The organism is Kineococcus xinjiangensis (genome assembly GCF_002934625.1).
In the GTDB taxonomy this organism is placed as follows: Bacteria; Actinomycetota; Actinomycetes; order Actinomycetales; family Kineococcaceae; genus Kineococcus_A; species Kineococcus_A xinjiangensis.
The window spans coordinates 244,694-271,306 of the sequence record NZ_PTJD01000003.1 but is presented as its reverse complement, the minus strand read 5'-3'; the positions used below and the strand labels follow the sequence as shown (position 1 = coordinate 271,306).

Below are 26,613 nucleotides of genomic sequence, written 5' to 3'. Positions count from 1 at the left end.
TCGCCCGCCGCGGAAGCGATGCGGGTCCTGCCGTTCCGGCCTCCGTCCCGGGAACCCCGGGACGGAGGCCGGCGCTCCGAGCGCACCGCCGACCTCAGCCGAGCAGCTTCACCACCGGCTCCGGCAGCGGGGACCCGAGCTCCGCACGGCGGTCGCGGTAGCGCTGCACGCTGTCCAGCTTGATGTCCTCGTAGCCGCGGACCAGTTCCGCCGACTCCACGACCTCGCAGGCGGCCTCGTACCCCGCGGCGTCGAGACCGGCAGCCAGGTGCCGCACCAGCGCCTCGAACTCCGCCGCGAGGGCGCGCTCCACCCGGCGGACCCGTGCGTAGCCGAAGACGTCCAGGGGCGTGCCCCGCACGACCTTCGCCCTGGCCAGCGCCCTCATCGCCGGGGCGAACCGCGGCCCCAGGTGGATCTTGTGCTTGAGGCCCATCGCCCGCAGCGCCGGCGGGTGCAGGTTGAACGTCGGCCCCGTCGCACCCGGGACCTGCGCCATCAGGTCGGCGATGAGCTGCGGGTCCGTCAGCAGCCGGGCGACCTCGTACTCGTCCTTGTACGCCCACAACCGGTGCAGGGAGGACGCGACCGCCTCCGAGAACCGCGTGGCCTGGCCGGCGCGCCGCTCGGCCTCCCACGCCAGTTCCACCAGGTCGACGTAGCGGCGGGCGAGGTCGTCGCCGCCGAAGTCGCGCAGCGCGGCGGCGCGGATCCCCGCGAGCCGGCGGGTCTCCCCCGCCAAGGGGCTGCCGTCGAGGAACCGCGAGCCGTCGGGCACCTGGCGCTCCGCGGTGGCGGGAGCGGTCGCGGCGGCGAAGGCGGCGGGGTCGGCGACGGCGAGACGTCCCCAGCGGAACGCGGCGACGTTCTTCGCGACCTCCACGCCGTTGAGGCGGATCGCCTCCTCGATGCTCGCCGCGCGCAGCGGCAGCGCCCCCGCCTGGAACGCGGCGCCCACGACGAGGAGGTTCGCCACGGTCGTGGTGCCGAACAGCACCTCCGCCGCGCCGAGGGCGTCGAGGGTGTGCACCTGCGCGGTGGAGCGGGTCAGCCTGTCCAGCAGCTCCCGCTCCTGCGGGTAGCGCACGCCCGGGTCGTAGACCATCTCCCCCGTCGGCGTCTTGCTCGTCGACGCGACGGCGACCGTGCTCGCCTGGCTGGCGACGGGGAGGTTCTTGGCGTCCGTCCCCACGAGCAGGTCGAACGCCAGCAGCGCGTGGGCGTGCCCGGCGCTGACGCGGTTGGCGACGTCGCCGGTGCCGAGCGCACCCGGGGCGGACAGCCGCAGGTGCGACGTGACCGGGCCCGCCTTCTGCGACAGCCCCGTCTGGTCCAGGCCGGCGCTGCGCAGGCCGTCGACGAGCGCCGCGGTGGCCAGCACCGCGTTCACGGTGACGATGCCCGTGCCGCCGACGCCGGCGAGGAACACGTCGTACGTCGGGCTCGGGACCGGCAACTGCGGGTCCGGCACCGCCGGCGCCTGCGGCGGTGCCCCGGCCGACGTGCGCGGCTTCTTCCCGCCGGACTTCTTCGTCACCGGAACCTGCACCGTCACGAACGAGGGGCAGTCGCCCTCCAGGCACGTGTAGTCGGTGTTGCACGAGGTCTGGTCGATGCGGGTCTTGCGGCCGAACTCGGTGTCCACCGGCTGCACGGACAGGCAGTTGCTCTTGCGGCCGCAGTCCCCGCACCCCTCGCAGACGGCCTCGTTGATGAGGACGCGCTTCGAGCGCTGCTCCAGCTGCCCGCGCTTGCGCAGGCGGCGGGCCTCCGCGGCGCACATCTGGTCGTAGATGATGACGGTGACGCCGGGAACCTCGCGCAGCATCCGCTGTGCCTCGTCGAGGCGGTCGCGGTGCCACACCAACGTGCCGGGGGCCCACTTCGCGCCGCGGCCGTAGCGCTCCGGCTCCTCGGCGCACACCACGACCTTCTTCACGCCCTCGGCGTGCAGCTTCCGGGTGAGGTCCGGCACCGACAGCGACGCCTCGGCGTGCTGCGCGCCGGTCATGGCGACGACCTGGTTGTGCAGGACCTTGTAGGTGATGTTGACCCCGGCGGCGACGCAGGCCTGCAGGGCGAGCTGGCCGGAGTGGAAGAACGTGCCGTCGCCGACGTTCTGGAAGATGTGCGGCACGTCGGTGAACGGCGCCTGGCCGATCCACTGCGCACCCTCGCCGCCCATCTGGGTCAGCCCCGTCACCTGCGAGGACTCCCGCGAGGCGATCGTCACCATGGTGTGGCAGCCGATGCCGCCGCCGCCGATGGACCCCTCCGGCAGCACGGTGGAGCGGTTGTGCGGGCAGCCGCTGCAGAAGTAGGGCTTGCGCGCGGCCGAGGCGTCGACGGGGGTCAGGCTCAGCGTCGTGCGCGGCGTCCGCGCCGGCGGGGTCAGGTCCACCCGGCGCCGCAGCAGCGAGCGCAGCGGCGCCGCGAGGGAGTCGGCGGTGAGCGCACCGCCGGCGGGGATGAGCGCCCGCCCGTCGGGGCCCTTCTTGCCCAGCACCGCCGGGGCGCCGCTGCGGCCGTAGAGGAGGTCGCGGACCTGCGTCTCGACGAACGCCGTCTTCTCCTCCACGACGAGGAGCTGCTCCAGCCCGCGGGCGAAGCGCTCCAGCGGGCCGCGGCTGAGGGGGAACGGCATCCCGATGCGCAGCAGCCGGATCCCGGCGCGCTCCAGGCGGGCGTCGTCGAGGCCGAGGTCGGCCAGGGCCTGCCGCACGGAGTCGTACTGCGCGCCCGCCGCCGCGATGCCGAACCACGCGTCGGCCGGGTCGACGGTGACCTCGTCGAGCGGGTTGAGGTTGCCGAACTCCTCCACCACCGCCCAGCGCGGACCGACGAGGTCGGCCTCGGCGATGAGGCTGTCGGTGGGGTTGGCCATCCGGCGCTGGACGTACTCCCACGGCCGGCCCTGCCACTCGATGCGCGGGATGCGCACGTCGAGGGCGGCGAAGTCGCGGTCGACGGTGAACAGCCCGTCGGCCACGTCGGAGACGATCTTCAGACCGACCCAGCAGCCCGAGGCGCGCGAGAGGGCGACGCCGTAGAGGCCGAGGGTGACGAGCTCCTCCGCGTTGCGCGGGTACAGCACCGGCACCTGGAACGAGGCGAGGGTCCGCTCGCTGACGCACGGCACCGTGGAGGACTTGGAGGCGGGGTCGTCGCCGGCCAGTGCGAGCACGCCGCCACGCGGGTGCACCCCGTACATGGAGGCGTGCCGGATGGCGTCGCCGGAGCGGTCCACGCCCGGGCCCTTGCCGTACCAGACGCCCAGCACGCCGTCGTGGGTGCGCGTGCCCGCCGGCAGCTCCGTCTGGCTGCCCCACACCGCCGTGGCGCCCAGCTCCTCGTTGACGCCGGGCACCAGCCGCACGTCGTGCTCGCGCCGCAGCGCCGGAACCGACGTCAGCGCCTTGTCGATGCCCGCCAGCGGGCTGCCCTGGTAGCCGGAGACGAACGTCGCCGTCCGCTGCCCCGCCCGGGCGTCGCGCACGTGCTGCTCCACCAGGAGGCGGGCCACCGCCTGCACGCCCGTCAGCAGCACGGGTCGGGTTCCCGGCCGGTACCGGTCCCCGAGGTCGAGGGAGCGCGGCTCCCCAGCCCCGGCCAGCTCCACCGTCTCGATCACGTGGACCACCTCCAGCGGCGCCCTGCGCAGCGCGCAGTCCAGGCACCCGCACTGGTGCCTGGAGGAGCCAATGTGCGACCGTGCGTGCGGATGCGTCAACAACGTGTGCGGCAACTGAGCAATATGCTCAGGCCGGACCGCGAAGAGCCCAGGGAGGTGACGTCCGTGAGCAGCATCGACCGGCTCGACGCGGACCTGCTGGCCGCGCTGTCCGAGGACCCCCGCCGCGGCATCAGCGAACTCGCCGCCCTCACCGGGGTGGCCCGCAACACGGTGATGGCCCGGCTGTCCCGCCTGTCGGAGACGGGCGTGCTCCAGGGCTACGACGTGCGGGTCGACCTGGAGCGCCTCGGGCTGCCCGTCACGGCGTTCCTGCACCTGCAACTGGCGCAGGGCGGGCTCCAGGAGATCATCGACGCCCTGGCCCGCTTCCCCGAGGTGCTGGAGATCTGCATCACCACCGGCGCCAGCGACCTCGTCGTCCGCGTCGCCTGCCCCGGCAACGCCGAACTCCAGGCGTTCGTGCAGGAGGTGCTCGCCGTGCCGGGGGTGGTGCGCACCACCACCGAGATCGCGCTGACGACGCCCGTGCCCTACCGCGTCGCCCCGCTGCTGGCGGCGCTGACGGCGGGACGGGGCCGCGGACGCGCGGGCAGGCCGGCGCAACCCCAGCAGCGCGGCTGACGGCCGCAGCCGCGCCGGCCGGCACCCCGGGCGGACTCAGCCGCGGGCGACCCGCAGGACCACCGCGGCGGCGCGACCCGCGGCGGCGGTCAGCGAACCGTGCCGCAGCGCCCACTCCCGCACCTGCGCACGCCGCTGCGCCGAGGGGTGCCCCGTGCGCGCGAGCGCCGCGGCGACCGCGTCGGGATCGTGCTCGGCCACCACCCCGAGGTCGTGCTCGGCGACGACGGCGCGGCCCCGCCCCGAGCCCGCGAACAGCACGGGCGTGCCGCACGCGGCCGCCGCAGCGATCTTCGTGGGTTCCATCGCGTCGTAGCCCGACCCCGGCCGCAGCGACGCCAGCGCCACGTCGGCGCGGGCCAGCCATCCCGCCGCGACCTCCGCGGGCACCGGCCCGGGCAGCTCCACCGCCGCCGGAGCGAGGTCCGCGGCCAGGCGGCGCAGGCGCGGCACGTCCACCCCGCCGCCGAGCATCACCAGCCGCGCCCCGGGCAGCTCCGCCAGCGCGCGCGCGAAGCCCCGCACGAACACGTCCGCACCCTGCCACTCCGACATGGTGCCGCTGTAGACCGCGAGCAGCCCCGTCCCCACCGGCGCCCCCGGAGGCGGGGCCGCGCCGGGGTGGAAGACCGCGGTGTCCACCCCGTTGCCCACCACGTGCACCCGCTCCGCGGGCACGCCGAGCCCCCGCACCTCCGCGGCCATCGCCTCGGTCACCGCCACCACCGCCGCCGCCCCCCGCAGCGCCGCGGCCTCCGCCACCCGCAGCGCCCGCAGCACCGGCCCCGGGGCACCCGCCGCCGCCGCCCCCACCGACCACACGTCCGGGGCGTAGGAGACGTAGGGAACCCGCCGCGCCAGGCTGCCCAGCCGCGTCGCCAGCCCCGTCGTCGGCGGCGGCTCGTGCACGACCACGTCGGGCCGGCGCCCCAGGAGCAGGCGCGCGGTCAGCGGCACGTCGAAGCTCAGGTACTGCACGTAGCCGCGCACGGCACCCTGCGCGTCGCGCAGCACGGGCGCGCGGCGCACCTCGACCCCGCGGTCGGCCGGTCCCCGATCGGCCCCCGGCGGGCGGACCGTGACCACCTCCACCTCCGCCCCCGCCGCCACCAGCGCCCGCGCCAGGGCCTGCAGCCGGAACGCGGCCGCACCGGCGTCCGGGGGGTAGGTCCTCGTGGCGATGCGGACGAGTGGGGCCGGCACGGGCGGCACCCTACCCAGCGGGCGGCCCGCCCCCGGGCGGCAGACTGTGCGCCCGGCGGAGGGAGCCGGATGCGGATCGCGATGGTCACGACGTGGTACCCCAGCGTGGAGGACGGCGTGGAGGGGGTGTTCGTCCAGCGCCACGTGGAGGCCCTGCGGCGCCACCACGACGTGCACGTCCTGCACCTGGCCGCCGGGCCCGGCACCCCCGCCGGACCGGGCCAGCACCGCCTCGTCCTCGACCGGCGCGACCCCCGCTCCCTGCGCCGCGGTCTCGCCGCCGTCCTCGACGCAGCCGCCGGCGCCGACGTGCTGCACACCTCGGCGTTCTCCACCGCCCTGCTGACCGCCCCGCTGGCACCCGCCCTGCGGCGCCGGCGCACCCCCTGGGTGCACACGGAGCACTGGTCGGGGGTGTCCGACCCCTCCTCCGGCGGCCCGCTGTGGGAGCGGCTGGCCCGGCTGCGCTCCGTCCTCGCGCTGCCCGCCGCCGTCACCGCCGTCAGCGGCTACCTCGCCGGGGCCGTCGCCCCCTTCCGGCGCGGCCGCGGCTGCGACGTCGTGCCCAACGTGGTCCCCGCACCCGACGCCCCGCCTCCCGCCCGCACCGGCGAGGGCCTGCGCCTGTTCGCCGTGGGCAACCTGCGCCCCGTCAAGGACCCCGTCCTCGCGGTCGAGGTCCTCGCCGAGCTCGTCGCCCGCGGGGAGGACGCCACCCTGCGATGGGTGGGCTCCGGCCCGCTGCGGGAGCAGGTCCTCGCCCGCGCCGCGGCGCTGCGCGTCGACGAGCGCCTGGACCTCCTCGGCCGCCTCGCGCCGCCCGCCTTCGCCGGCGAGTGGGCCGCCGCCGACGTCTTCCTGCTGCCCAGCCGCTACGAGACCTTCTGCGTCGCCGGCGCCGAGGCCGCCGTCCACGGCCGCCCCGCCGTCCTCGGCGCCCGCGGCGGCATGCGCGACTTCGCCGGGCCCGGCGTGCACCTCGTCGCCGACCGCTCCCCCGCCGCCTTCGCCGACGCCGTCCAGCGCGCCCGCGCCGAGCAGCTGCCCCCCGAGGCCGTCGCCGCCCCCGTGCGGGCCCGCTTCAGCGCCGGGGCGGTCGCGGACGCCTTCGACGAGGTCTACCGCCGGCTGCGCTGAGCGCCGCACGGCCGTGCGCGGCGCCCGCCCACCGTGGCCCTAGCGCCCGCTGGGCCGGGCCAGCCCCGACAGCACCGCCTGCTCGGCGAAGTCCGGCACCGCCGCCACCACCTCGTCGAACGTGCCCACGGCCGCGACGGCCCCGTCCTCCAGCAGCACCACCACGTCGCAGTCGCGCACCGTCGCCAGCCGGTGCGCCACCACCAGCACCGTCACGTCCGAGTGCAGCGCGGCGACCGTCTGCATCACCCCCGCCTCCGTCGAGGCGTCCAGCGCGGACGTCGCCTCGTCCAGCACCAGCACGTGCGGGTCGGTGTACAGCGCCCGCGCCATCCCCAGGCGCTGGCGCTGCCCGCCCGACAGCCGCACCCCCCGCTCACCCACCTGGGCGTCCAGCCCTTCCGGCAGCTGCGCCACCACGTCGAGCAGCTGCGCCGAGCGCAGGGCCCGCCGAACCCGCTCCTGGTCGACGTCCTCGTCGCGCCAGCTCAGCGCCACGTTGCGGGCGACGCTGGCGTCCAGCAGCGCCACGTCCTGCGGGACGTAGCCGATCCGCGAGCGCCACGCCTCCAGCACCTCCCGCAGCGGGCGGCCGCCCACGAGCAGCTCGCCCTCCGTCGGGGTGTGCAGGCCCAGCACCAGGTCCACCAGCGTGGACTTGCCCGACCCCGAGCGCCCCACCAGCGCCACCCGCGCCCCCGCCGGCACGTGCAGGTCCACCCCGCGCAGCGCCGGGCGGTCGCTGCCCGGGTACGCGAAGCCCACACCGTGCAGCGAGATGTCCACCGCCCCCGCCGGCAGCGGGTCCTCGATCCCCTCCCGCCGCGTCGGCAGCGGCAGCACGGCCGCAGCGGCGCCGGTCTCCCGCAGCGCCTCCAGCACCTCCAGCGCGTTCGGCTCGTGGGCGTGCATCGTGGCCAGCACCGACTGCAGCCGGGTCAGCGACGGCACGACGCGGAAGCCCGCCACGGCGAACAGCCCCAGCGCGGAGACCGCCGCCTCCACGCCCTGCGTCAGCACCGCCACCCCGCCCACCAGCAGGAACCCGCCGAGCAGCGCGGCCTCCAGCACGTAGCGCGGCCCGACGGAGTAGAAGAAGGCCAGGCCCCGGGCCCGCGCGCTGCGGGTGCGCACCCCGCGCGCCACCTGCGCCAGCTGCTCACCCCGCCCGAGCACCGCGATGTCCTTCGTCGCCGCGAAGGACTCCTGCACGATGCGGATCGTCTCGGTGCTCGTGGCCGTCGCCGTGCGCCCCGCCGCGGCGGCCCGCCGGGCGATGACCGCGTACAGCAGAACCGCCACGACGGCGAAGTACCCCGCGGCCAGCACCGCCGTCTGCCACGCCGCGACCAGGATCACCAGGCCCACGGCGGTCAGCGACGCGAACTCCGCGACGAGGCTCGTGAACGGCATGAGGAAGCCGTTGAAGGACTGGTTCAGCGACTCGTCGACGACGCGCACCGCCTTGGCGGAACTCGCCCGCAGCCGGTAGCTCCACGAGGCGGACAGGTACGCACGGACGAGGCGGTCCGCCACGTCGACCTCGTGCTCGGCGAAGCGCACCACCCCCCAGCGCACCAGCAGCAGGCTGGCCAGGCTCTTGGCGATGAGCAGCACGCTCACCACGCTGATCAGGGCGATGAGCTGCCCGGTGGAGACGGTGGAGCCGATCCCCGGCAGGGCCACGGCCAGCTCCCGGTCGCCTCCCACCGCCACGGGCAGGAGCAGGGCCAGCAGTCCCAGCGCCACCACGTCCAGCACCGCGAGGAGGGCCTGCCCTGCGCTGTAGGCGACGACGAAGCGCTTGCTGCCGTCCGGCAGCAGGGCCAGGAGGGCTCGCACGGTGGAGAGGAGGGAGGCCACGGGCCCATCCTCCCCGACCCCTGCGGCCGCACCGCGCCACGCCGCGGCGCGGGCGCGCCCGTGGTCGGCGCAGCCGGCGAGGCGCGCCATGATGGGCACGACACCCGGCCCGCCGCGCGCACGCGGCGCCGGGGAGACGCCCGCCACGCCGACCACGGAGGCCCTGACCGCGATGACGCTGCCCGACGAGGCGCCGGCACGCGCGGACGTCGCCGACCTGCGCCACCCCGCGACGTGGGTCGTCGTCCCCCTGTACCAGGAGGCGTCCGTCATCGGGCAGGTGGTCAGCAGGGTCCAGGAGCGCTTCGCCAACGTCGTCTGCGTCGACGACGGCAGCCGCGACGCCTCCGCCCAGGCCGCCGCCGAGGCCGGGGCCGTCGTCGTGCGCCACTGCCTCAACCTCGGCCAGGGCGCGGCACTGCAGACGGGCTTCGACTACGCGCTGCGGGACCCGGGCATGCGCAGCGTCGTCACGTTCGACGCCGACGGGCAGCACCGGGTCGAGGACGCGGCGGAGATGGTGGCGCGCCTGGAGCGCGAGGACCTCGACGTCGTGTTCGGCTCGCGGTTCCTCGACCGGCGCACGCGCGTCGACCCGCTGCGCCGCGTCGTCCTGCGCACCGCCGTGGCCTTCACCAACCGCACGACCGGCGTCCGGCTCACCGACGCCCACAACGGGCTGCGGGTGCTGTCCCGGCGCGCCGCGCAGACGGTGTCGCTACGGCACAATCGGATGGCCCACGCCTCGGAGATCGTGGCGCAGGTGGGCCGCTCGGACCTGCGGTGGGCGGAACACCCGGTGGAGATCCTCTACACCGACTACTCCCGCTCGAAGGGGCAGTCCCTGCTCAACAGCGTGAACATCCTGGTCGAGACGCTGCTCGGCTAGGCGGGCCCCGCCGAGGAGGGCCCCGCGGGGGAACGAACGCAGGAGGAGAACGTGCTCGGCATCCAGGTCCTGCTCATCACCGCCGTGCTGGTGACGGGGGCGCTCCTCGTGCGCAGCACCGCCGGCGACCGCCACCAGGCGGTGCGGCGGCTGCTGCTCGCCCTGCTCGTCGTCCTCGCGATCGCCAGCATCCTCGCCCCGGCCGTGGTCACCGCGGTCGCCCGGGCGGTCGGCGTCGGCCGCGGCACCGACCTGCTGCTCTACTGCCTGGTGATCGCCTTCCTGGGCTTCGTCGTCTCCTCGTACCGCAAGTCGCGACTGCTGGAGGCGCAGGTGACGGCCCTCGTGCGGCGCCTCGCCCTCGACGAGGCCGTGCCCCCGGTGGCCGCGCGCTCGGGCCCGCCCCGCCGCGAGGACGGCGGCGACGGCCCGGGTGCCGCCCGGCGGGCCTGAGCCCCCGGGCGGCACCGGGGAGTCAGCCCAGGGCGGCGCTGATCTGCCCGAGCTGGCTGTCGGCGACCGCCCGCGGCCCGCCGAAGACGAGCGCGATGGTCACCCCGCCGGCGTTGCGGGCGTCGTCGCGCAGGGCGTTGAGCGCGCCGGCCGTCTCCGCGGGCAGGGAGTTCGGCCTCGTGAGCAGCAGCGGTCCCGCGGTGTACCCCATGACGGCGGAGCCGGCGAGGGCGTCGGGCCAGTCCTCGCCGGTGGCGACCCCGACGGAGTTGCCCGGGGTGCGGAAGAACGGGCCGGTGGAGACGAAGTGCCTGGCCACACGGGCCGCGGTGTCGTAGCGGTCGTTGCCGGCGATGGCCACCCGCTCGACCTCCACGGGCAGCGGCCGCGAGGCCCGCACGGCCTCCCCGCCGATGGGCACGACGTAGCTGTCCTGGCGGCCGAAGCCGCGCTGGTCGATGTAGTCGCGGGTGACGGGCGGCAGGGCCTCGCCGTCGGTCAGCAGCACGACGCCGGTGGTGTGGTCCGTGCCCTCCTCCTGCACGCCCATGAGTGCGCCGGCCGCGAGACCGTCGGGGAAGTTGCGGCCGGTCACGAGCGCGGCGTGCCGTGCGGCGGGCATCAGCTTGGCGACCTCCACGGCCGTGGCGTAGCGGTCCGCACCCTGCACGCGCTGCACCCGCACGCCCAGGTTGCGCACCGCCGTCTCCACACCGGCCGACAGGGCGCTGGTGCCGCCGAGGAGGTAGACCGTGCCGCCGTCGGCGAGCACCCGGCGGATCTCGGCGGCGACCTCGGGGGCGAGGCTGCCGGGCGGCGTGAGCAGCAGGGGGCCGCCGCGGTCGGAGGCGAGGGGGCCCGCGGCGAGGGAGTCCGCGAAGGCGTCGGAACGGGCGAGGACGACGTTGGCCGCGCCCTTCTGCCCGTAGGCGAGGACGGAGGCGCTGACGGCGGTCTCGATCCGGCTCGGCCCCCAGACGCGGTCCACGGTGGGCCCGGCCTGCGGAACCGGGTCGCCGGGTGCGGCGTGTGCCGTCACCGTCCCCGCGGCGCCGAGGCAGGCGCTCGTGACGAGAGCGGCGAGGGCGGTCAGTCCGGGGCTCGAGCGCATGTGCTGCCTCTCCAGGGTTCGGTGCCGCCGCTCACCGGGCGCGGTGGCGCGGCGGATGGCACGTCCAGTGTCGCCGATGGGCCGGGGTGCCGGGCACACGGCCGTCCCTGCCGGCACGGCCGCCCGTCGCCGGGGCCCGTTCCCCGCACCTGCGGCTCCGGCCCCCGCGGCGCGCGCACTACTCTGCGCAGATGCGCGTGACGGTGATCGGTTGTGGATACCTCGGTGCGGTGCATGCCGCCTGCATGGCTGAGCTCGGCCACGACGTGGTGGGCATCGACGTGGACGCGGAGAAGGTGGCGTCCCTGCAGGCGGCGCAGGCACCGTTCTTCGAGCCCGGCCTGCCCGAGCTGCTGGAGCGGACGGTGGCCTCCGGCCGCCTGCGCTTCTCCACCGACATGGCGGACGCCGCCGGGTCGCAGATCCACTTCGTCTGCGTGGGCACCCCGCAGAAGAGGGGCGAGTTCGCGGCGGACCTGCGCTTCGTCGACGCGGCCGTGACCGCCCTGCTGCCGCACCTGGGCCCGGGCGAGCTGGTGGCGGGCAAGTCCACCGTCCCGGTCGGCACCGCCTCGCGGCTGGCGGCGATGGTCGCGGAGGCGCAGCCGCAGGCCCTGCTGGCCTGGAACCCGGAGTTCCTGCGCGAGGGCCACGCCGTGGTGGACACCCTCACCCCCGACCGCTTCGTCTACGGCCTGCCGGAGGGCGGGGCCGGCGAGCGCGCCAAGGCCCTGCTCGACGAGTGCTACGCCACCCCGCTGAGCCGCAACACCCCCCTGGTCACCACCGACTACCAGACCGCGGAGCTGGTCAAGGTCGCCGCGAACTCCTTCCTCGCGACCAAGATCTCCTTCATCAACGCGATGGCCGAGCTGTGCGAGGCGGTCAACGCGGACGTCACCTCCCTGGCCGACGCCATCGGGCACGACGACCGCATCGGGCGGAAGTTCCTCAACGCCGGTCTCGGCTTCGGCGGCGGCTGCCTGCCCAAGGACATCCGTGCGTTCATGGCCCGTGCCGGTGAGCTGGGCGCGGACCAGACCCTGACCTTCCTGCGGGAGGTCGACTCCATCAACATGCGCCGGCGCATCCGGATGGTGGACCTGGCCCGCGAGGTCTGCGACGGCTCCCTCATCGGCAAGCGCGTCGCCGTCCTCGGGGCCGCCTTCAAGCCGAACTCCGACGACATCCGCGACTCCCCCGCGCTCAACGTCGCGGCGCAGATCCGCCTTCAGGGCGGGGAGGTGGTCCTGACGGACCCCGCCGCGCTCCACAACGCCCGCAAGGCGCTGCCCGACATCAGCTACGCCGAGACCGCCGAGGAGGCCGCCGCGGGCGCCGACGTGGTCCTGCTGCTCACCGAGTGGCAGGTCTACCGCGACCTGGACCCCGTCGCGCTGGCCCGCGTCGTCCGGGGGCAGCGCATCCTGGACGGGCGCAACGCCCTGGACCCGGCCCGCTGGCGCGCGGCGGGCTGGACCTACCGCGCCCTGGGCCGGCCGCGCAGCTGACGCCGGGCCGGGGCGCGGCGCCCGCCTCCCCCGGGCGGGCGGTTCCTCCACGAGAAGTGCACGCGCCGCGTGCGGCACGTCCGCGAGCGCTGCCCCGTCGCGCCGTCGTCCCGCCGTACTGTTGACAGGTGCCAGCGGACCCGCCCTACCGCGACGACCAGCCGACCCGCCGCATCCCGCGGACACCCCCGGGCGGCCGGCCGGGGGTTCCGCGGCGCCTGGAGGCGCCCGTCCCGCCGCTGGAGGAGACGCGCGTGATGCCGCGCGCCGCCGGCACCCCCCGCCTCGACGGCCCGCGGCCGCAGGGGCGGGGCGGCCACCCGCCGCAGCCTCCCGCCCACGGGCCGGCCCCGCAGCGGCCGGCCCGCCCGGTGGCCACGACCGTCCGGCGTCGACGCCGCCCGCGCCCGGGCCGGCTGCTGCTGCTGCTCGCGGTGCTCCTCGTGGCCTACCCGGTCGCGCTCGGCGCCACGGCGTGGGCGAAGGTGACGGAGGTGTCGGCCCTGCCGGCCGCGAGCCCCGCCGACACCCCCGGCACGACGTTCCTCGTGGTGGGCAGCGACTCCCGGGCCGGCCTGGACGAGGCGCAGCGGCAGGAGCTGTCCACGGGGAACGACGAGGGCCACCGCACCGACACGATCATGCTCCTGCACGTGCCGGACTCCGGCGGGCCGACGGCGCTCATCAGCATCCCGCGCGACAGCTACGTCCCGATCCCCGGACACGGCCGCAACAAGATCAACTCGTCGTTCTCGATCGGCGGGCCGCAGCTGCTGGTGCAGACGGTGGAGGAGGTCTCCGGCCTGCGCGTCGACCACTACGTGGAGACCGGCTTCGGCGGGTTCGCCCGCATCGTCGACGCGGTGGGCGGGGTGGACATGTGCGTTCCCAGCCCCGTGCGGGACGAGCGCGCCGGTCTGGACCTCGCCGCGGGCTGCCAGACGATGGACGGCCCCACCGCCCTGGGCTTCGCCCGCTACCGCTACTCCGACCCCCTGGGCGACCTGGGTCGCGTCCAGCGCCAGCGGGAGCTGCTGGCGGCGATCATGGCGAAGGGGGCGAGCCCGGCCACCCTGGCGAACCCGCTGCGCGCGGTGCCGCTGGCCTCCGCCGGGGGCTCGGCGCTGGTGCTGGACGAGCGCGCCACGCCCTGGACGCTGCTGACGTTCGCCCGCGGGATGCGCGCCGCGGCCTCGACCGCGGGCATCTCGATGACGGTGCCGATCGGGGACCCCGCCCTGCGCACCCCGGCCGGCACGGCGGTGAAGTGGGACACCGAGCGGGCGGTGGCGATGTTCGAGGCGCTGAAGGCCGACGACACCGAGCAGCTGCGCGCCCTCGCCGGCTGATCCGCCCCGGACACCGACGACCCCTCCCGGGGCGCCGAGGCGTTCGGCGGCCCGGAAGGGGTCCTCTGCAGGTGGTGCGCCGCGACGCGGGAGGCGGTCAGGCCCCGAAGCCGACACCGCCGCGCAGCCGGCCGCGCAGCTTCTCGCCCTTGGCGTGGGCGCCGTCGCGCAGCTCGCCCTGGAAGGCGACCATGCGCTCGCGCAGCCGCGCGGCCTCCTCCCCCTCACCGGCGGCGAGGATCCGCACGGCCAGCAGCCCGGCGTTGCGCGCCCCGGCGACCGAGACCGTCGCCACGGGCACTCCCGCGGGCATCTGCACGATCGACAGCAGCGAGTCCATGCCGTCGAGGTGGCGCAGCGGGACGGGCACGCCGATGACGGGCAGCGGCGTCACGCTGGCCAGCATCCCCGGCAGGTGCGCGGCGCCACCGGCCCCGGCGATGACCACGCGCAGGCCCCGCTCGGCGGCGGAGGAGCCCCACGCCACCATCTCGTGCGGCATGCGGTGCGCGGAGACGACGTCCACCTCGTGGGCGATGCCGAACTCGGCCAGCGCCTTCGCGGCCTCCTCCATCACCGGCCAGTCGGAGTCGGACCCCATGACGACACCGACCACGGGTCGGGTGGCGCTCCCGGCGATGCTCATGCGTCGATCTCCCCTGCGATGAAGGCGGCGGCGTGCCGCGCGCGGTCGAGGACGGCGTCCAGGTCGTCGCCGTAGGCGGTCACGTGCCCGAGCTTGCGCCCGGCCCGCTGCTCCTTGCCGTACAGGTGCACCTTGACGGCGGGGTCGTGCGCCATGACGTGCAGGTAGGAGCGGAAGAGGTCGAGGTGGCGCGGCTCCGGGTCGCGGCGGCCGAGGACGTTGACCATCACCGTCCACGGCGCCCGCGGCCGGGGGTCGCCCAGCGGCAGGTCCAGCACCGCGCGCAGGTGCTGCTCGAACTGCGACGTCACCGACCCGTCGATGCTCCAGTGCCCGGAGTTGTGCGGCCTCATCGCCAGCTCGTTGACGAGGACCTCCGTGCGCCCGTCGCGCTGCACCTCGAACATCTCCACGGCCAGCACGCCCGTCACGCCGAGGCCCTCCGCGATGCGCAGGGCGGTGTCCGTGGCGCCGGCGGCGAGGCCGGGGTCGAGGTCCGGGGCGGGGGCGACGACCTCGCGGCAGACGCCGCCGGCCTGCACGGTCTGCACGACCGGCCACGCCGCCGCCTGCCCGGAGGGGCTGCGGGCGACGAGCGCGGCGAGCTCGCGGGTGAAGTCGACGCGCTCCTCGGCCAGCAGCGGGCCGCGCTCCCACCAGGCGTCGGCCGTCGCGCGCCAGTCGCCCTCGGGTCCGTCGACGACGAGGACGCCCTTGCCGTCGTAGCCGCCGCGGGGGGTCTTGAGCACCACCGGCCAGCCGGTCTCGTCGCCGAAGCGGCGCAGTCCGGCGGCGTCGGCGACCTCCGCCCACCGCGGGCAGGGCACGCCGAGGGCGGTGAGCCGGCGGCGCATGACGATCTTGTCCTGGGCGTGGACGAGGGCGTCGGGGCCCGGCTGGACGGAGGCCCCGGCCTCCTGCAGGGCGCGCAGGTGCTCGGTGGGGACGTGCTCGTGGTCGAACGTCACGGCGTCGCACTCCGCGGCGAAGCGGCGCAGGGCGTCGAGGTCGTCGGCGGCGCCGAGCGGGGCGGGGTTGATGACCTGCGCGGCGCTGGCCGCCGGGGACTCCGCCAGGACCTGCAGGCGCACGCCGAGCGCGACGGCCGGCGGCTGCATCATCCGGGCGAGCTGGCCGCCACCGACGACACCGACCACCGGGAACCCCCCGGGGCGTGCGTAGGGCGGCGGATCGTGGGGCTGTGTCGTCACGTCCGAGGAGCCTAGGGCCTGTTCCCCGGGGGTCGTGGCGCCCGCGGGTGGCGGGGATCGACCGTCGGTGAAGTCTTGACAACGCTCGGTGCGACCGGCGTGTCCGGAGATGCCGGACCCGCATCCTCGCGAGAGGCTTGCCCCGCCGGGCGGGGGCTCCGGCATGCAGTCGAGGGCCGGGAGCACCGGCCGAGAGGGAGATCCATGTTCACGCTCATCGCCTGCGTCGCGCTCGTCGTCACCGGCATCCTCGGTGCCATGCACATGGAGACGCGCCTCGGCGCCCGCCCCGAGGTGGAGCGGCAGCCGAAGGGGTGACCCCGGCGGGCGCGGCCGCCGCGCCCGTGCGCGCTGCCGGGCGCCCGTGCGGCACACTGCCCGCAGGGGCGCGGTGCGGGTCGCTTCGCCCGGAACCGGACCCGACAGTCGACGACGAGCAGGAGCACTCCCCACCGTGGCGCAGGCGGACGACGGCCGGAAGGGCCCCGGGGGTCTGGCGGCGAGGCTGCGGACGACCTTCGACGTGGTGGTGCGCGAGGTCGCCAAGTTCGGCGTCGTCGGCGCGGTCGCGTTCGTCGTCGACATCGGCGTGTACAACCTGCTGTGCTTCGCCGGCCCCGACGGTCAGGGCCTGCTGTGGCACAAGCCGCTCACCGCGAAGGTGATCTCCGTGGCGGTCGCCACGCTCTGCTCCTGGCTCGGCAACCGCTACTGGACGTTCCGCCACCGCAACCAGCCCGGCAAGCTCCGGGAGCTGGTGCTCTTCGGCGTGATGAACGCCTGCGGGCTGCTCATCGCCCTCGCGTGCCTGGGCTTCACCGTGTACGTGCTGGGGCTGCGCTCCCCGCTGGCGCAGAACGTGTCGGGCAACGGGGTGGGCCTGGTCCTCGGCACGGCCTTCCGCTTCTACGCGTACCGGACCTTCGTCTTCGTCCGGCCGGCCGCGGACGTGCCCAGCGCCGCCGCGGCGGCCACCACCGGGGACGAGGCCACCGCGGAGGGCCCCACCGCCGGTGACGCCGGCGCCGGGATCACCACCGCGACGGACGCGCCCTCAGCCGGCGCGGCGCACGTGCACGACGTCGGCGGCCGCGAGCGCGGTGCGACCGGGCACGCCGCCCGCTGAAGCGTCCCCGCCGCCGAGTTCAGCCACCACGAGCCTGCCCTCGTCGTCGACCTCCTCCGCCCGCCCGGCCAGCACCGGCCCGCCGGGCAGCTCCGCGAGGACCTCGGCCCCGAGCGTGCTGCACGCCTCGCGGTAGGCGGCGCCCACACCGCTGGCGGTGGGATCCCCTCCCGCCGCCTCCCAGTCGTCGAAGCGGCGGCGCAGCGCCCGCAGGTAGGCCCGCAGCAGGGTGTCGCGGTCGAGGGTGGCGGCGCCGGCCAGCAGCAGGGAGGTGGGCGGCGGCGCGGTGGCGCCCGTGGACGTCGCCGGCGGCGGGGGCAGCTCGTCGTCGCGCTGGGAGACGTTGAGACCGGCCCCGAGGACCACGGCACCGTCGCCGACGGCCTCCGCGAGCACCCCGCACACCTTCGACTCGGTGCTGACGGCCCCGGTGCCGCGGCCGCGGACGGGCACGAGGACGTCGTTGGGCCACTTCAGCCGCGCCGGCAGGCCCGCGACCGCGACGAGCGCGTCGGCGACCGCCAGGCCGGTGAGCAGCGGCAGCCACGCCCAGCGCGCCGGGGGCACCCGGGGACGCAGCAGCACGGAGACGGTCAGCGCCGAGCGCGGCGGTGCCACCCAGTCCCGGCCGAGGCGGCCACGGCCGGCGCTCTGGTGCTCGGCGACGAGGACGGCCCCGCCGGCCTCCCCCTCCCGGGCGCGGGCGGCGAGGTCGGCGTTGGTGGAGCCGGTGCCCGCCACGACGTCGAGGCTGCGCCAGCCGCCCTCCCCGCACAGCGCGCGGCGCAGCGCGGGCGTGCGCAGCGGGGGGCGGTCGAGGTCGCTCCAGGCCGCGGCGGCGGGTTCGGCGGGGGGCTCGGAACCGGGGCCGGCGGGGGGTCCGCCCTGCGTCGTCACCCGCCCCACGCTACGGCGCTGACGTGCCGGGGCGCAGCCGGCGGCGGTCGCGAGCGGGCTGCGACCACCGCGGCGGCGACTACAGTTCACCCCCGTGACGAGCACCCAGGACACCGACGTCGCCGCCACCACCGGGGGGCGGACCGCCGGCAGGACCGCGAGGCCGGACCTGCACACCACGGCGGGCAAGCTCGCCGACCTGCGGCGCCGCACGGAGGAGGCCGTGCACGCGGGCTCCGAGCGGGCCGTGGAGCGCCAGCACGCCAAGGGCAAGCTCACCGCCCGCGAGCGCATCGCCCTGCTGCTGGACGAGGACTCCTTCGTGGAGATGGACGCCCTGGCGCGGCACCGCTCCACCAACTTCGGGATGGAGCGCTCCCGCCCCTACGGCGACGGGGTGGTCACCGGCTACGGCACGGTCGACGGGCGCACCGTGGCCGTCTACGCGCAGGACTTCACGGTGCTGGGCGGCTCCCTCGGCGAGGTCCACGGGCAGAAGATCATCAAGGTGCAGGACTTCGCGCTGCGGGTGGGCTGCCCGGTCGTCGGCATCAACGACTCCGGCGGCGCCCGCATCCAGGAGGGCGTGGTCTCCCTGGTGCAGTACGCGTCGATCTTCCGGCGCAACGTCGCGGCCTCCGGCGTGGTCCCGCAGGTGTCGCTGGTGATGGGCCCGTGCGCGGGCGGCGCGGTGTACTCCCCCGCCCTCACCGACGTGACCGTCATGGTGGACGGCACCTCGCACATGTTCGTCACGGGCCCTGACGTCATCAAGACGGTGACGGGCGAGGACGTCGGCTTCGAGGAGCTGGGCGGCGGGCGCACCCACAACAGCCGCAGCGGCGCGGCGCAGCACCTGGCGGTGGACGAGGAGGACGCGATCGCCTACGTGCGGGAGCTGCTGTCCTACCTGCCCAGCAACAACCTCACGGACCCGCCGGTGCTGCCGGGGGTGGAGGTGGCGCTGGAGGCGCTGCCGGAGGACCTGGACCTGGACACGCTGGTGCCGGACTCGGCCAACCAGCCCTACGACATGCACCGGGTGATCGCCCACGTCCTCGACGACTCGGAGTTCCTCGAGCTCGGGGAGCTGTTCGCGCCCAACGTGATCGTCGGCTTCGGGCGGGTGGAGGGCCGCAGCGTCGGCGTGGTGGCGAACCAGCCGCAGCAGCTGGCCGGCACGCTCGACATCGACGCCAGCGAGAAGGCCGCCCGCTTCGTGCGGATGTGCGACGCCTTCAACGTGCCGGTGCTGACGTTCGTGGACGTCCCGGGCTTCCTGCCGGGCACCGAGCAGGAGTGGAACGGCATCATCCGCCGCGGCGCGAAGCTGCTCTACGCCTACGCCGAGGCGACGGTGCCGCTCGTGACGGTCATCACGCGCAAGGCGTACGGCGGCGCGTACATCGTGATGGGCTCCAAGGAGATGGGCGCCGACGTGTGCCTGGCGTGGCCGACGGCGCAGATCGCGGTGATGGGCGCGCAGGGCGCGGTGAACATCCTGCACCGCAAGACGCTGGCCGAGGCCGGGGAGGACGCGGAGGAGGTGCGCGCCGACCTCGTGGCCGACTACGAGGAGACGCTGGCCAACCCGTACGTGGCGGCCGAGCGCGGCTACGTCGACGCCGTCATCGAGCCCAGCTCGACGCGTGCGCACGTGGTGCGGGCGCTGCGGGCGCTGACCACCAAGCGCGCCAGCCTGCCGGCGAAGAAGCACGGGAACATCCCGCTGTGAGCGCCCGTGCGACGCGGGCCCACTCGCCGGAGCGGCGCGTGCGGCAGCTGCCGTTCCAGGGGCCGGACCGGCGCCGCGCCCCCCTGGAGAGCGGGACGGTGCGGGACGGCGCGGTCGCCGAGAGCGCGCTGCGCATCGTGCGGGGCACGCTCGACGAGGAGGAGCTGGCGGCGCTGACCGCGGTGGTGGGTGCGCTGGCCCGCACCCGCGCGCGGTCGGGGCCGCGCCCGCAGCCGCTGGTCACCTCGGCGTGGACGGACCGTGCGCACCAGCTGCTGCGCGGTCAGTACAAGGGCATCGACGGGTGGCGGCGCAGCGGCCTGCCCCGCTGAGATCATCACCACACGGGTGAGGTTAGGCATTCCTACAGTGGCTGTGGTTAGGTGAGCCGTACCTGACCGACGGACCCGTTCCGCGACCTCCGGAGAACCCGTGCCCCTGCTGGACCGCCGCCGCGCCCTCACCGCTGCAGCCACCGCCGCCCTGTCCCTCGCCCTCGCCGCCTGCGGCTCGGACGCGCCGAGCACCTCCAGCCCGGCGGCGGGCGGCACCGAGAGCGCATCCACCGGCGCGTTCCCGGTCACCATCGAGCACGCCCTCGGCGCGACCGAGATCGAGGAGCAGCCCGAGCGCGTCGTCGTCATCGGATGGGGCTCCGCCGACGTCCTGTGGGCCCTCGGGGTGGACCCGGTGGCGGTCCCGAAGGGCGACTACGGCGCGGACGCCGACGGCACCTACCCGTGGTGGGAGGGGCACTATGACCCCGCCAAGACCGAGCTGCACCCCAGCGCCGACAACGGCGAGGTCCCGTTCGAGTCGATCGCGGCCTCCCGCCCCGACCTCATCGTCGCCGTCCAGTCCGGCATCACGCCCGACGACTACGCCAAGCTCGAGCAGATCGCCCCCACCGTCGCCTACCCCGAGGCGGCCTGGAAGACGACCTGGCAGGAGCAGGCCACCATCGTCGGCAGGGCCGTCGGCAAGGAGGAGGAGGCCGAGGCGCTGGTGGAGCAGACCCAGGACGCCCTCACGGCCGCCGCCGAGGCGCGCCCCGAGCTCGCCGGCAAGACCTTCACCTACACCTACGCCACGGACGGCAACCTCGGCGTGTACCTGCCCGGCGACTCGCGCGTCGACCTGCTCGTGGACATGGGCCTGGCCGTCCCCCCGGGGGTGGCGAAGCTCGCCGAGGGCGCGACCACCTTCTACTCCGAGGTGAGCAAGGAGCGCGTCCACGACGTCGACTCCGACATCCTCGTCGGCTACGCCGACGTCCTGCCGCTGGCGCAGTTCGCCGCCGACCCCGTCTACGGCACCATCCCCGCCGTGCGCAACGGCGCGGTCGTGTGGATGGAGGACAAGACGTACATCACCGCCACCTCCGCCCCGAGCGTGCTCAACGTGCCGTGGTTCCTGGACCGCTACGTGGCGGAGCTGTCGGCTGCGGCGCAGGACGTGCCCGCCTGACGGGACGCCGAGGCGGCGGACGGGGCCGGGAGGGCGCGAGTCCTCCCGGCCCCGTCCGCCGTTCGCCCCCCACCCGGGGACGGACGTCACCGGGTGGCGGGCGGGGTGACTCGTCGGGAGCATGGAGGCAAACCCGAGCAAGGAGGTTTCCGTGGAGGTCACCGGTGCGGCGTGGGCCGTCACCATCGGCGTCATCCTGGCGCTGCTGGCGCTCGACCTGGCCGTGGGGGCGCTGCGCCCGCACGCGGTGGGGTTCAAGGAGGCGACGGTCTGGTCGGTGTTCTACATCGGCATCGCCATCGCCTTCGGCGTGGTGCTGGGCTCTCTCGCCGGATGGCAGTACGGCACCGAGTACTTCGCCGGCTACCTCGTGGAGAAGAGCCTCTCCGTCGACAACCTCTTCGTCTTCGTCATCATCATGACGACGTTCGCCGTGCCCGCGGAGCACCAGCAGAAGGTGCTCACCTTCGGGATCGTCCTCGCCCTCATCATGCGGGCGGCGTTCATCGCGGTCGGCGCGGCCCTGCTGAACCTGTTCTCCTTCATGTTCCTGGTGTTCGGGCTGCTGCTGATCTGGACGGCCGTGCAGCTCTTCCGGCACCGCAACGAGGACCCTGACGTCGAGGACAACGCGCTCGTGCGCGCCACGAAGCGGGTGCTGCCCACCACCTCGGAGTACCACGGCGGGAAGCTGACGGTGCGGCTGGACGGGAAGCGGGTGGTGACCCCGCTGTTCGTCGTGCTCATCGCCATCGGCGGCACGGACCTGCTGTTCGCCCTGGACTCCATCCCCGCGGTCTTCGGGGTGACGCAGGAGGCGTTCATCGTCTTCGCCGCCAACGCCTTCGCCCTGCTCGGCCTGCGGGCGCTGTACTTCCTCGTGCAGGGCCTGCTGGACCGGCTGGTCTACCTCTCGACCGGTCTGGCGCTCGTGCTGGCGTTCATCGGCCTCAAGCTCGTCCTGCACTGGGCCCACACGATCTGGCACTCCGCCCCGCAGATCTCCACGCCGGTGTCCCTCGTCGTCATCGGCGTCATCCTCACCATCACCACGGTGGCGAGCCTGGCGAAGTCGCGCCGCGACCCCTCGGCGAAGGCCCACGCCGGCAGCCTGCGCGCCACCTCCTCGCGGGAGGACGAGCCGAGCGGCTCCTGAGCGCGCCGCGGATCCGCGGGAAGGACCCTAGGCTCGCCGGGTGAGCCAGCAGCAGACCTCCCAGCACGCCACTTCCGAGGGCCCCGCACGCCCGCGCACCGCCGTCGACGCCCTGGCCGAGTCCCACTTCGAGGCCGCGCTGGAGCTGGAGCCCCTGTTCGCCCTGTCCATCGGCGCCGCGGAGGTGGCCCCCGGGCTGGGCGACCGCTCCCCCGCCGGCGCGGAAGCGCTCGCGGACCTCGCACGGTGCACCCTGGCGCGGCTGCGCGACGCCGAGCCGGTGGACGACGTGGACCGCGTGACGGTGGCGGCGCTGCGGGAGCGCCTCGGCCTGGACCTGGAGCTGCACGAGGCGGGCGAGACGCTGGCCCCGCTGAACGTGATCGCCAGCCCCGTGCAGGAACTGCGCATGGTCTTCGACCTGCTGCCCACCGACACCCCGGAGCAGTGGGAGGAGGTCGCCCGGCGCCTCGCGGACGTGCCCGCCGCCGTGACCGGCTACGTGGAGTCCCTCCGCACCGCCGCCGCGGCGGGCCGGGTCGCCGCCCGCCGGCAGGTGGTGGACTGCGCCGCGGAGGCAGCCGCCTACGGCCGCCCCGGTGGGTTCTTCGACGCCTTCGCGGCGGCCGCCGCCCCGACGGCGGGCACACTGCCGGACGCCACGCGCGAGCGGCTGCGGACCAGCGCACGCGCCGCGGCCGGCGCCTACGCGGACCTCGCGCGCACCCTGCAGGAGGAGCTGCTGCCGAGGGCGCCGGAGGCCGACGCGGCCGGCGCCGACCGCTACCGGCTCTGGTCGCGCTACTTCCTGGGTGCGCAGGTCGACCTCGCCGAGACCTACGCCTGGGGACTGGAGGAGGTCACCCGCATCCGCGAGGAGATGCGGCAGGTGGCGGCGGAGGTCGTGCCCGGGGGCGGCGTCGCCGAGGCCGTGGCCGCCCTCGACGCCGACCCTGCGCTGAGCATCGAGGGCGCGGAGGCGTTCCGGGACTGGATGCAGGCCCGCTCCGACGCCACGGTGGAGGCGCTGGCGGGGACGCACTTCGACATCCCCGAGCAGGTCCGGCGGCTGGAGTGCCGCATCGCCCCCACCACCAGCGGCGGCATCTACTACACCGGCCCCAGCGAGGACTTCAGCCGCCCGGGGCGGATGTGGTGGGCGGTGCCCGAGGGCGTCACCCGCTTCACGACGTGGCGGGAGGCGACGACGGTCCACCACGAGGGCGTCCCCGGCCACCACCTGCAGGTGGGCCAGGTGGCGGCGCGCAGCGACGTGCTGAACCGGTGGCGCCGCTACGGCTGCTGGGTGTCCGGGCACGGGGAGGGCTGGGCCCTCTACGCGGAGCGCCTCATGCACGACCTCGGGCACCTGCACGGCCCCGGGGAGGTCATGGGCATGCTCGAGGGGCAGCTGCTGCGCGCCGGGCGGGTCGTGGTCGACATCGGCGTGCACTGCGGCTTCGAGGCGCCCCCGGAGGCCGGCGGCGGCAGGTGGGACTACGACAAGGCGTGGGGCTACCTGCGGTCGACGGCGACGATGGAGGAGGCGATGCTGCGCTACGAGCTGCACCGCTACCTCGGCTGGCCGGGGCAGGCGCCCTCGTACAAGGTCGGCGAGCGGCTGTGGACGGCGCTGCGCGACGAGACCCGCGCCCGGGAGGGAGCGGCGTTCGACGCGGTCGCCTTCCACCGCCGGGCCCTGGACGTGGGGTCGGTGGGGCTGGACGTGCTGCGCGCGGCGGTGCTGCCGCGCTGAGCCGGCGCCCCGGGTCCGTGCGGGGGCCACCGGGCCGCGGTCGGTGGACGCGGGAGGTGCCAGACTTCCCCCGTGCCGTCCCTGGTCCTCGCCTCCGCCTCCCCCGCCCGCCTGGCCACCCTGCGTTCCGCCGGCGTGGAGCCCACGGTGGTCGTCTCCGCCGTCGACGAGCCGGCTGTGGTCGCCCGCTACGGCGTGAGCGACGCCGAGGACGTCGCGCTGGTGCTCGCCAAGGCGAAGGCGGAGGACGTCGCCGCCCGCGACGACCTGCCCGCCGACGGTCTCGTGCTGGGCTGCGACTCGGTGCTGGAACTCGACGGGGAGGTCCACGGCAAGCCGGCCGACGCGGAGGAGGCCCGGCGGCGGTGGCGGGCGATGCGCGGGCGCAGCGGCGTGCTGCACACCGGCCACTGGGTGGTCGACGCCCGGGAGGAGGGCTCCAGCGGCGCCACGCTCGGCGCGGTGGCCTCCGTCACGGTGCACTTCGCCGACCTCAGCGACGCGGAGGTCGACGCCTACGTCGCCACCGGCGAGCCGCTGCGGGTGGCGGGGGCGTTCACCCTCGACGGCCTCGGCGGTCCCTTCGTCCGCGGGGTCGAGGGCGACCCCCACGCGGTGGTCGGGGTGTCGCTGCCGCTGCTGCGGGAACTGCTCGGTGAGGCGGGGGTCGCGTGGCCGAGCCTGTGGTCGGTGGAGGCCGATCCGGCGGCCGGCGAGGACGGCGCAGCGGTCCCCGGTCTCGGGCACGGACCCGACGGGGCCGCGTCGGCGTGAGCGCCGGGTTGCGCGCGGCAGTATCCTCGCCCGGACCCCCGACGACCCCAGGACGCACCCGCCTGCCGATCCCACCCGCCTGCCGAGGATGAGCACCGTTCGTGACCACCACAGTGGAGACCGCATGACCGCCCCCACCGCGCAGAAGCGGGCCGTGACCGGTCCGGTCTCCAAGGTGCTCATCGCCAACCGGGGTGAGATCGCGGTGCGCGTCGCGCGCGCCTGCACCGACGCGGGCATCGCCTCCGTCGCGGTGTACGCCGACCCCGACCGCGACGCGCCGCACGTCACCGCCGCCGACGAGGCGTACGCCCTGGGCGGTGCGACGGCCACGGACTCCTACCTGGACGTGGCGAAGGTCCTCGACGTCGCCGCCCGCGCCGGCGCGGACGCCGTCCACCCGGGCTACGGCTTCCTCTCGGAGAACTCCACCTTCGCCCGCGCGGTGATCGCCGCCGGCCTGACCTGGATCGGGCCGCCGCCGGAGGCGATCGACGCCCTCGGCGACAAGGTCTCCGCCCGGCACATCGCCCAGCGGGCAGGGGCCCCGATGGTGGCCGGCACGTCCGACCCGGTCTCGGGCCCGGACGAGGTGCTCGCCTTCGCCGACGAGCACGGCCTGCCCATCGCCATCAAGGCGGCCTTCGGCGGTGGCGGTCGCGGCCTGAAGGTCGCCCGCACCCGCGAGGAGGTCCCGGAGCTGTACGAGTCCGCGGTGCGCGAGGCCATCGCGGCCTTCGGGCGCGGGGAGTGCTTCGTGGAGCGCTACCTGGACTCCCCCCGGCACGTGGAGACCCAGTGCCTCGCCGACGTCCACGGCGGCGTGGTCGTCGTCTCCACCCGCGACTGCACGCTGCAGCGCCGCCACCAGAAGCTCGTCGAGGAGGCCCCCGCGCCCTTCCTCACCGAGGCGCAGGTGGAGCAGCTGTACTCCGCCTCCAAGGCGATCCTGCGGGAGGCCGGCTACGTCGGCGCGGGCACCTGCGAGTTCCTCGTCGCCGCCGACGGCTCCGTGAACTTCCTCGAGGTGAACACCCGCCTGCAGGTGGAGCACCCCGTCACCGAGGAGGTCGCCGGCATCGACCTGGTGCGGGAGCAGTTCCGCATCGCGACCGGGGAGGCCCTCGGCTACGACGACCCGCAGGTGCGCGGGCACTCCATCGAGTTCCGCATCAACGGCGAGGACCCCGGCAACGGCTTCCTGCCCGCTCCGGGCCGCATCACCAAGTGGCAGCTGCCCGCCGGTCCCGGGGTCCGCGTCGACGCCGGGGTGCGGCGCGGCACGGTCGTGAGCGGGGCCTTCGACTCCCTCCTGGCCAAGCTGATCGTGACGGGCGCGGACCGGCAGCAGGCCCTGCAGCGCGCGCGGCGGGCGCTGGCGGAGTTCCGCGTCGACGGGATGCCGACGGTCCTGCCGTTCCACCGGGCGGTCGTGACGAACCCGGCGTTCAACCCGGCGTTCGACCCGGCCGTGGACCCCGCCGAGGCCGCCGAGGTGCCGTTCACCGTGCACACCCGCTGGATCGAGACGGACTTCGAGAACGGGCTCAGCCCGTGGAAGGGCGGGCCCGACACCCCCGGCGCGCACCCCGCGTGGGAGACCGTGGTGGTCGAGGTCGGCGGGAAGCGGCTGGAGGTTTCCCTGCCGGCGACGCTCACGGGGGCCGGGGACCAGATCCGCGAGGCCGGCGCCTCCATCGCCCGGGCGGTGCGCCGTCCCCGCCGGAAGACGAGCGCACCGGCGACCAGCGGCGACGCCCTCACCGCCCCCATGCAGGGCACCATCGTGAAGGTGGCCGTGGCCGACGGTGACGTGGTGAAGGCCGGCGACCTGGTCGTGGTGCTGGAGGCGATGAAGATGGAGCAGCCGCTGCTGGCGCACAAGGCGGGCACGGTGAAGAACCTCAGCGCCTCGGTGGGTGCGACGGTCACGAACAACGCGGTGGTCTGCGAGATCGCCGACTGACAGCTCGTTTCACTATGACTTGCTGGGTCGGTGAGGTGGGAGCAGCCT

20 protein-coding genes and 2 pseudogenes are annotated in these 26,613 nt (G+C 75.5%); 15 read left to right on the top strand and 7 right to left on the bottom strand.

Features of this window, described 5'->3' with window-relative positions:
- Nucleotides 1-94 precede the first annotated feature (94 nt).
- Nucleotides 95-3,640 (bottom strand): indolepyruvate ferredoxin oxidoreductase family protein, encoded by a 3,546-nt coding sequence (locus CLV92_RS06070; RefSeq protein WP_425433559.1) that lies wholly within the window; start codon nt 3,638-3,640, stop codon nt 95-97.
- A 156-nt stretch (nt 3,641-3,796) separates the two neighbouring features.
- On the opposite strand from CLV92_RS06070, the gene CLV92_RS06065 reads away from it, so the two are divergent.
- A complete protein-coding gene (locus CLV92_RS06065; protein ID WP_104431887.1) occupies nt 3,797-4,315 on the top strand; it encodes an Lrp/AsnC family transcriptional regulator in 519 nt (172 codons plus the stop codon).
- 36 nt (nt 4,316-4,351) lie between these two features.
- Here CLV92_RS06065 and CLV92_RS06060 read toward each other — a convergent pair whose 3' ends face one another.
- Nucleotides 4,352-5,518, bottom strand: a complete 1,167-nt coding sequence (locus CLV92_RS06060; protein ID WP_211290901.1) for a glycosyltransferase — start codon at nt 5,516-5,518, stop codon at nt 4,352-4,354.
- A gap of 69 nt (nt 5,519-5,587) precedes the next feature.
- Here CLV92_RS06060 and CLV92_RS06055 point away from each other — a divergent pair, with 69 nt between their 5' ends.
- Complete coding sequence (locus CLV92_RS06055; RefSeq protein ID WP_104431885.1) at nt 5,588-6,655, top strand: glycosyltransferase family 4 protein; 1,068 nt, start codon at nt 5,588-5,590, stop codon at nt 6,653-6,655.
- Between the two features lie 39 nt (nt 6,656-6,694).
- Here CLV92_RS06055 and CLV92_RS06050 read toward each other — a convergent pair whose 3' ends face one another.
- The gene (locus CLV92_RS06050) at nt 6,695-8,518 is read right to left on the bottom strand and encodes an ABC transporter ATP-binding protein (protein WP_211290900.1); all 1,824 of its coding nucleotides are present in this window, start codon (nt 8,516-8,518) and stop codon (nt 6,695-6,697) included.
- A 172-nt stretch (nt 8,519-8,690) separates the two neighbouring features.
- Here CLV92_RS06050 and CLV92_RS06045 point away from each other — a divergent pair, with 172 nt between their 5' ends.
- Nucleotides 8,691-9,407 carry a glycosyltransferase gene (locus CLV92_RS06045; protein WP_104432009.1) on the top strand — a complete coding sequence of 239 codons (717 nt, stop codon included), beginning with the start codon at nt 8,691-8,693 and terminating at the stop codon, nt 9,405-9,407.
- Nucleotides 9,408-9,458: 51 nt separating this feature from the next.
- Nucleotides 9,459-9,860 carry a DUF2304 domain-containing protein gene (locus tag CLV92_RS06040; protein WP_104431884.1) on the top strand — a complete coding sequence of 134 codons (402 nt, stop codon included), beginning with the start codon at nt 9,459-9,461 and terminating at the stop codon, nt 9,858-9,860.
- A gap of 22 nt (nt 9,861-9,882) precedes the next feature.
- Here CLV92_RS06040 and CLV92_RS06035 read toward each other — a convergent pair whose 3' ends face one another.
- Nucleotides 9,883-10,971 (bottom strand): cell wall-binding repeat-containing protein, encoded by a 1,089-nt coding sequence (locus CLV92_RS06035; protein WP_146099431.1) that lies wholly within the window; start codon nt 10,969-10,971, stop codon nt 9,883-9,885.
- Between the two features lie 191 nt (nt 10,972-11,162).
- Between CLV92_RS06035 and CLV92_RS06030 the strand changes: the two genes are divergently transcribed.
- Both CLV92_RS06030 and CLV92_RS06025 read left to right on the top strand, forming a co-directional pair.
- Nucleotides 11,163-12,482, top strand: a complete 1,320-nt coding sequence (locus CLV92_RS06030) for a UDP-glucose dehydrogenase family protein (protein WP_104432008.1) — start codon at nt 11,163-11,165, stop codon at nt 12,480-12,482.
- 128 nt (nt 12,483-12,610) lie between these two features.
- The gene (locus CLV92_RS06025) at nt 12,611-13,831 is read left to right on the top strand and encodes an LCP family protein (protein WP_104431882.1); all 1,221 of its coding nucleotides are present in this window, start codon (nt 12,611-12,613) and stop codon (nt 13,829-13,831) included.
- A gap of 97 nt (nt 13,832-13,928) precedes the next feature.
- Here CLV92_RS06025 and purE read toward each other — a convergent pair whose 3' ends face one another.
- Together purE and CLV92_RS06015 are read right to left on the bottom strand one after the other, a co-directional pair.
- On the bottom strand, nt 13,929-14,477 hold the full coding sequence (purE, locus tag CLV92_RS06020) for a 5-(carboxyamino)imidazole ribonucleotide mutase (protein ID WP_104431881.1): 549 nt from the start codon (nt 14,475-14,477) through the stop codon (nt 13,929-13,931).
- Complete coding sequence (locus CLV92_RS06015) at nt 14,474-15,688, bottom strand: 5-(carboxyamino)imidazole ribonucleotide synthase (RefSeq protein WP_245886464.1); 1,215 nt, start codon at nt 15,686-15,688, stop codon at nt 14,474-14,476. The genes purE and CLV92_RS06015 overlap by 4 nt, the downstream gene beginning before the upstream one ends.
- Before the next feature lie 454 nt (nt 15,689-16,142).
- Here CLV92_RS06015 and CLV92_RS06010 point away from each other — a divergent pair, with 454 nt between their 5' ends.
- On the top strand, nt 16,143-16,814 hold the full coding sequence (locus CLV92_RS06010; protein WP_104431880.1) for a GtrA family protein: 672 nt from the start codon (nt 16,143-16,145) through the stop codon (nt 16,812-16,814).
- On the opposite strand, the gene CLV92_RS06005 is transcribed toward CLV92_RS06010, so the two are convergent.
- A complete protein-coding gene (locus CLV92_RS06005; RefSeq protein ID WP_104431879.1) occupies nt 16,743-17,711 on the bottom strand; it encodes a biotin--[acetyl-CoA-carboxylase] ligase in 969 nt (322 codons plus the stop codon). The genes CLV92_RS06010 and CLV92_RS06005 overlap by 72 nt on opposite strands.
- Before the next feature lie 169 nt (nt 17,712-17,880).
- Between CLV92_RS06005 and CLV92_RS06000 the strand changes: the two genes are divergently transcribed.
- From CLV92_RS06000 to CLV92_RS23205, 8 genes and pseudogenes are all read left to right on the top strand, one after another.
- Nucleotides 17,881-19,446: an acyl-CoA carboxylase subunit beta gene (locus CLV92_RS06000; protein WP_342762198.1), complete on the top strand. Its 1,566-nt coding sequence runs from the start codon at nt 17,881-17,883 to the stop codon at nt 19,444-19,446.
- Nucleotides 19,443-19,778 (top strand): acyl-CoA carboxylase subunit epsilon, encoded by a 336-nt coding sequence (locus CLV92_RS05995; protein WP_104431877.1) that lies wholly within the window; start codon nt 19,443-19,445, stop codon nt 19,776-19,778. Before CLV92_RS06000 ends, CLV92_RS05995 begins: the two co-directional genes overlap by 4 nt.
- Before the next feature lie 100 nt (nt 19,779-19,878).
- Nucleotides 19,879-20,913 (top strand): iron-siderophore ABC transporter substrate-binding protein, encoded by a 1,035-nt coding sequence (locus CLV92_RS05990; RefSeq protein WP_104431876.1) that lies wholly within the window; start codon nt 19,879-19,881, stop codon nt 20,911-20,913.
- 121 nt (nt 20,914-21,034) lie between these two features.
- Nucleotides 21,035-22,069, top strand: coding sequence for a TerC family protein (locus CLV92_RS05985; RefSeq protein WP_104431875.1), 1,035 nt, complete (start codon nt 21,035-21,037; stop codon nt 22,067-22,069).
- A gap of 40 nt (nt 22,070-22,109) precedes the next feature.
- The gene (locus tag CLV92_RS05980) at nt 22,110-23,825 is read left to right on the top strand and encodes a DUF885 domain-containing protein (protein ID WP_104431874.1); all 1,716 of its coding nucleotides are present in this window, start codon (nt 22,110-22,112) and stop codon (nt 23,823-23,825) included.
- A gap of 72 nt (nt 23,826-23,897) precedes the next feature.
- Nucleotides 23,898-24,599: a Maf family protein gene (locus CLV92_RS05975; RefSeq protein ID WP_104431873.1), complete on the top strand. Its 702-nt coding sequence runs from the start codon at nt 23,898-23,900 to the stop codon at nt 24,597-24,599.
- Nucleotides 24,600-24,723: 124 nt separating this feature from the next.
- Nucleotides 24,724-26,256 (top strand): annotated as a pseudogene (locus tag CLV92_RS05970) (acetyl-CoA carboxylase biotin carboxylase subunit); the annotation flags it as partial.
- Nucleotides 26,257-26,325: 69 nt separating this feature from the next.
- Nucleotides 26,326-26,565, top strand: a pseudogene (locus CLV92_RS23205) (biotin/lipoyl-containing protein); the annotation flags it as partial.
- Nucleotides 26,566-26,613 lie beyond the last annotated feature (48 nt).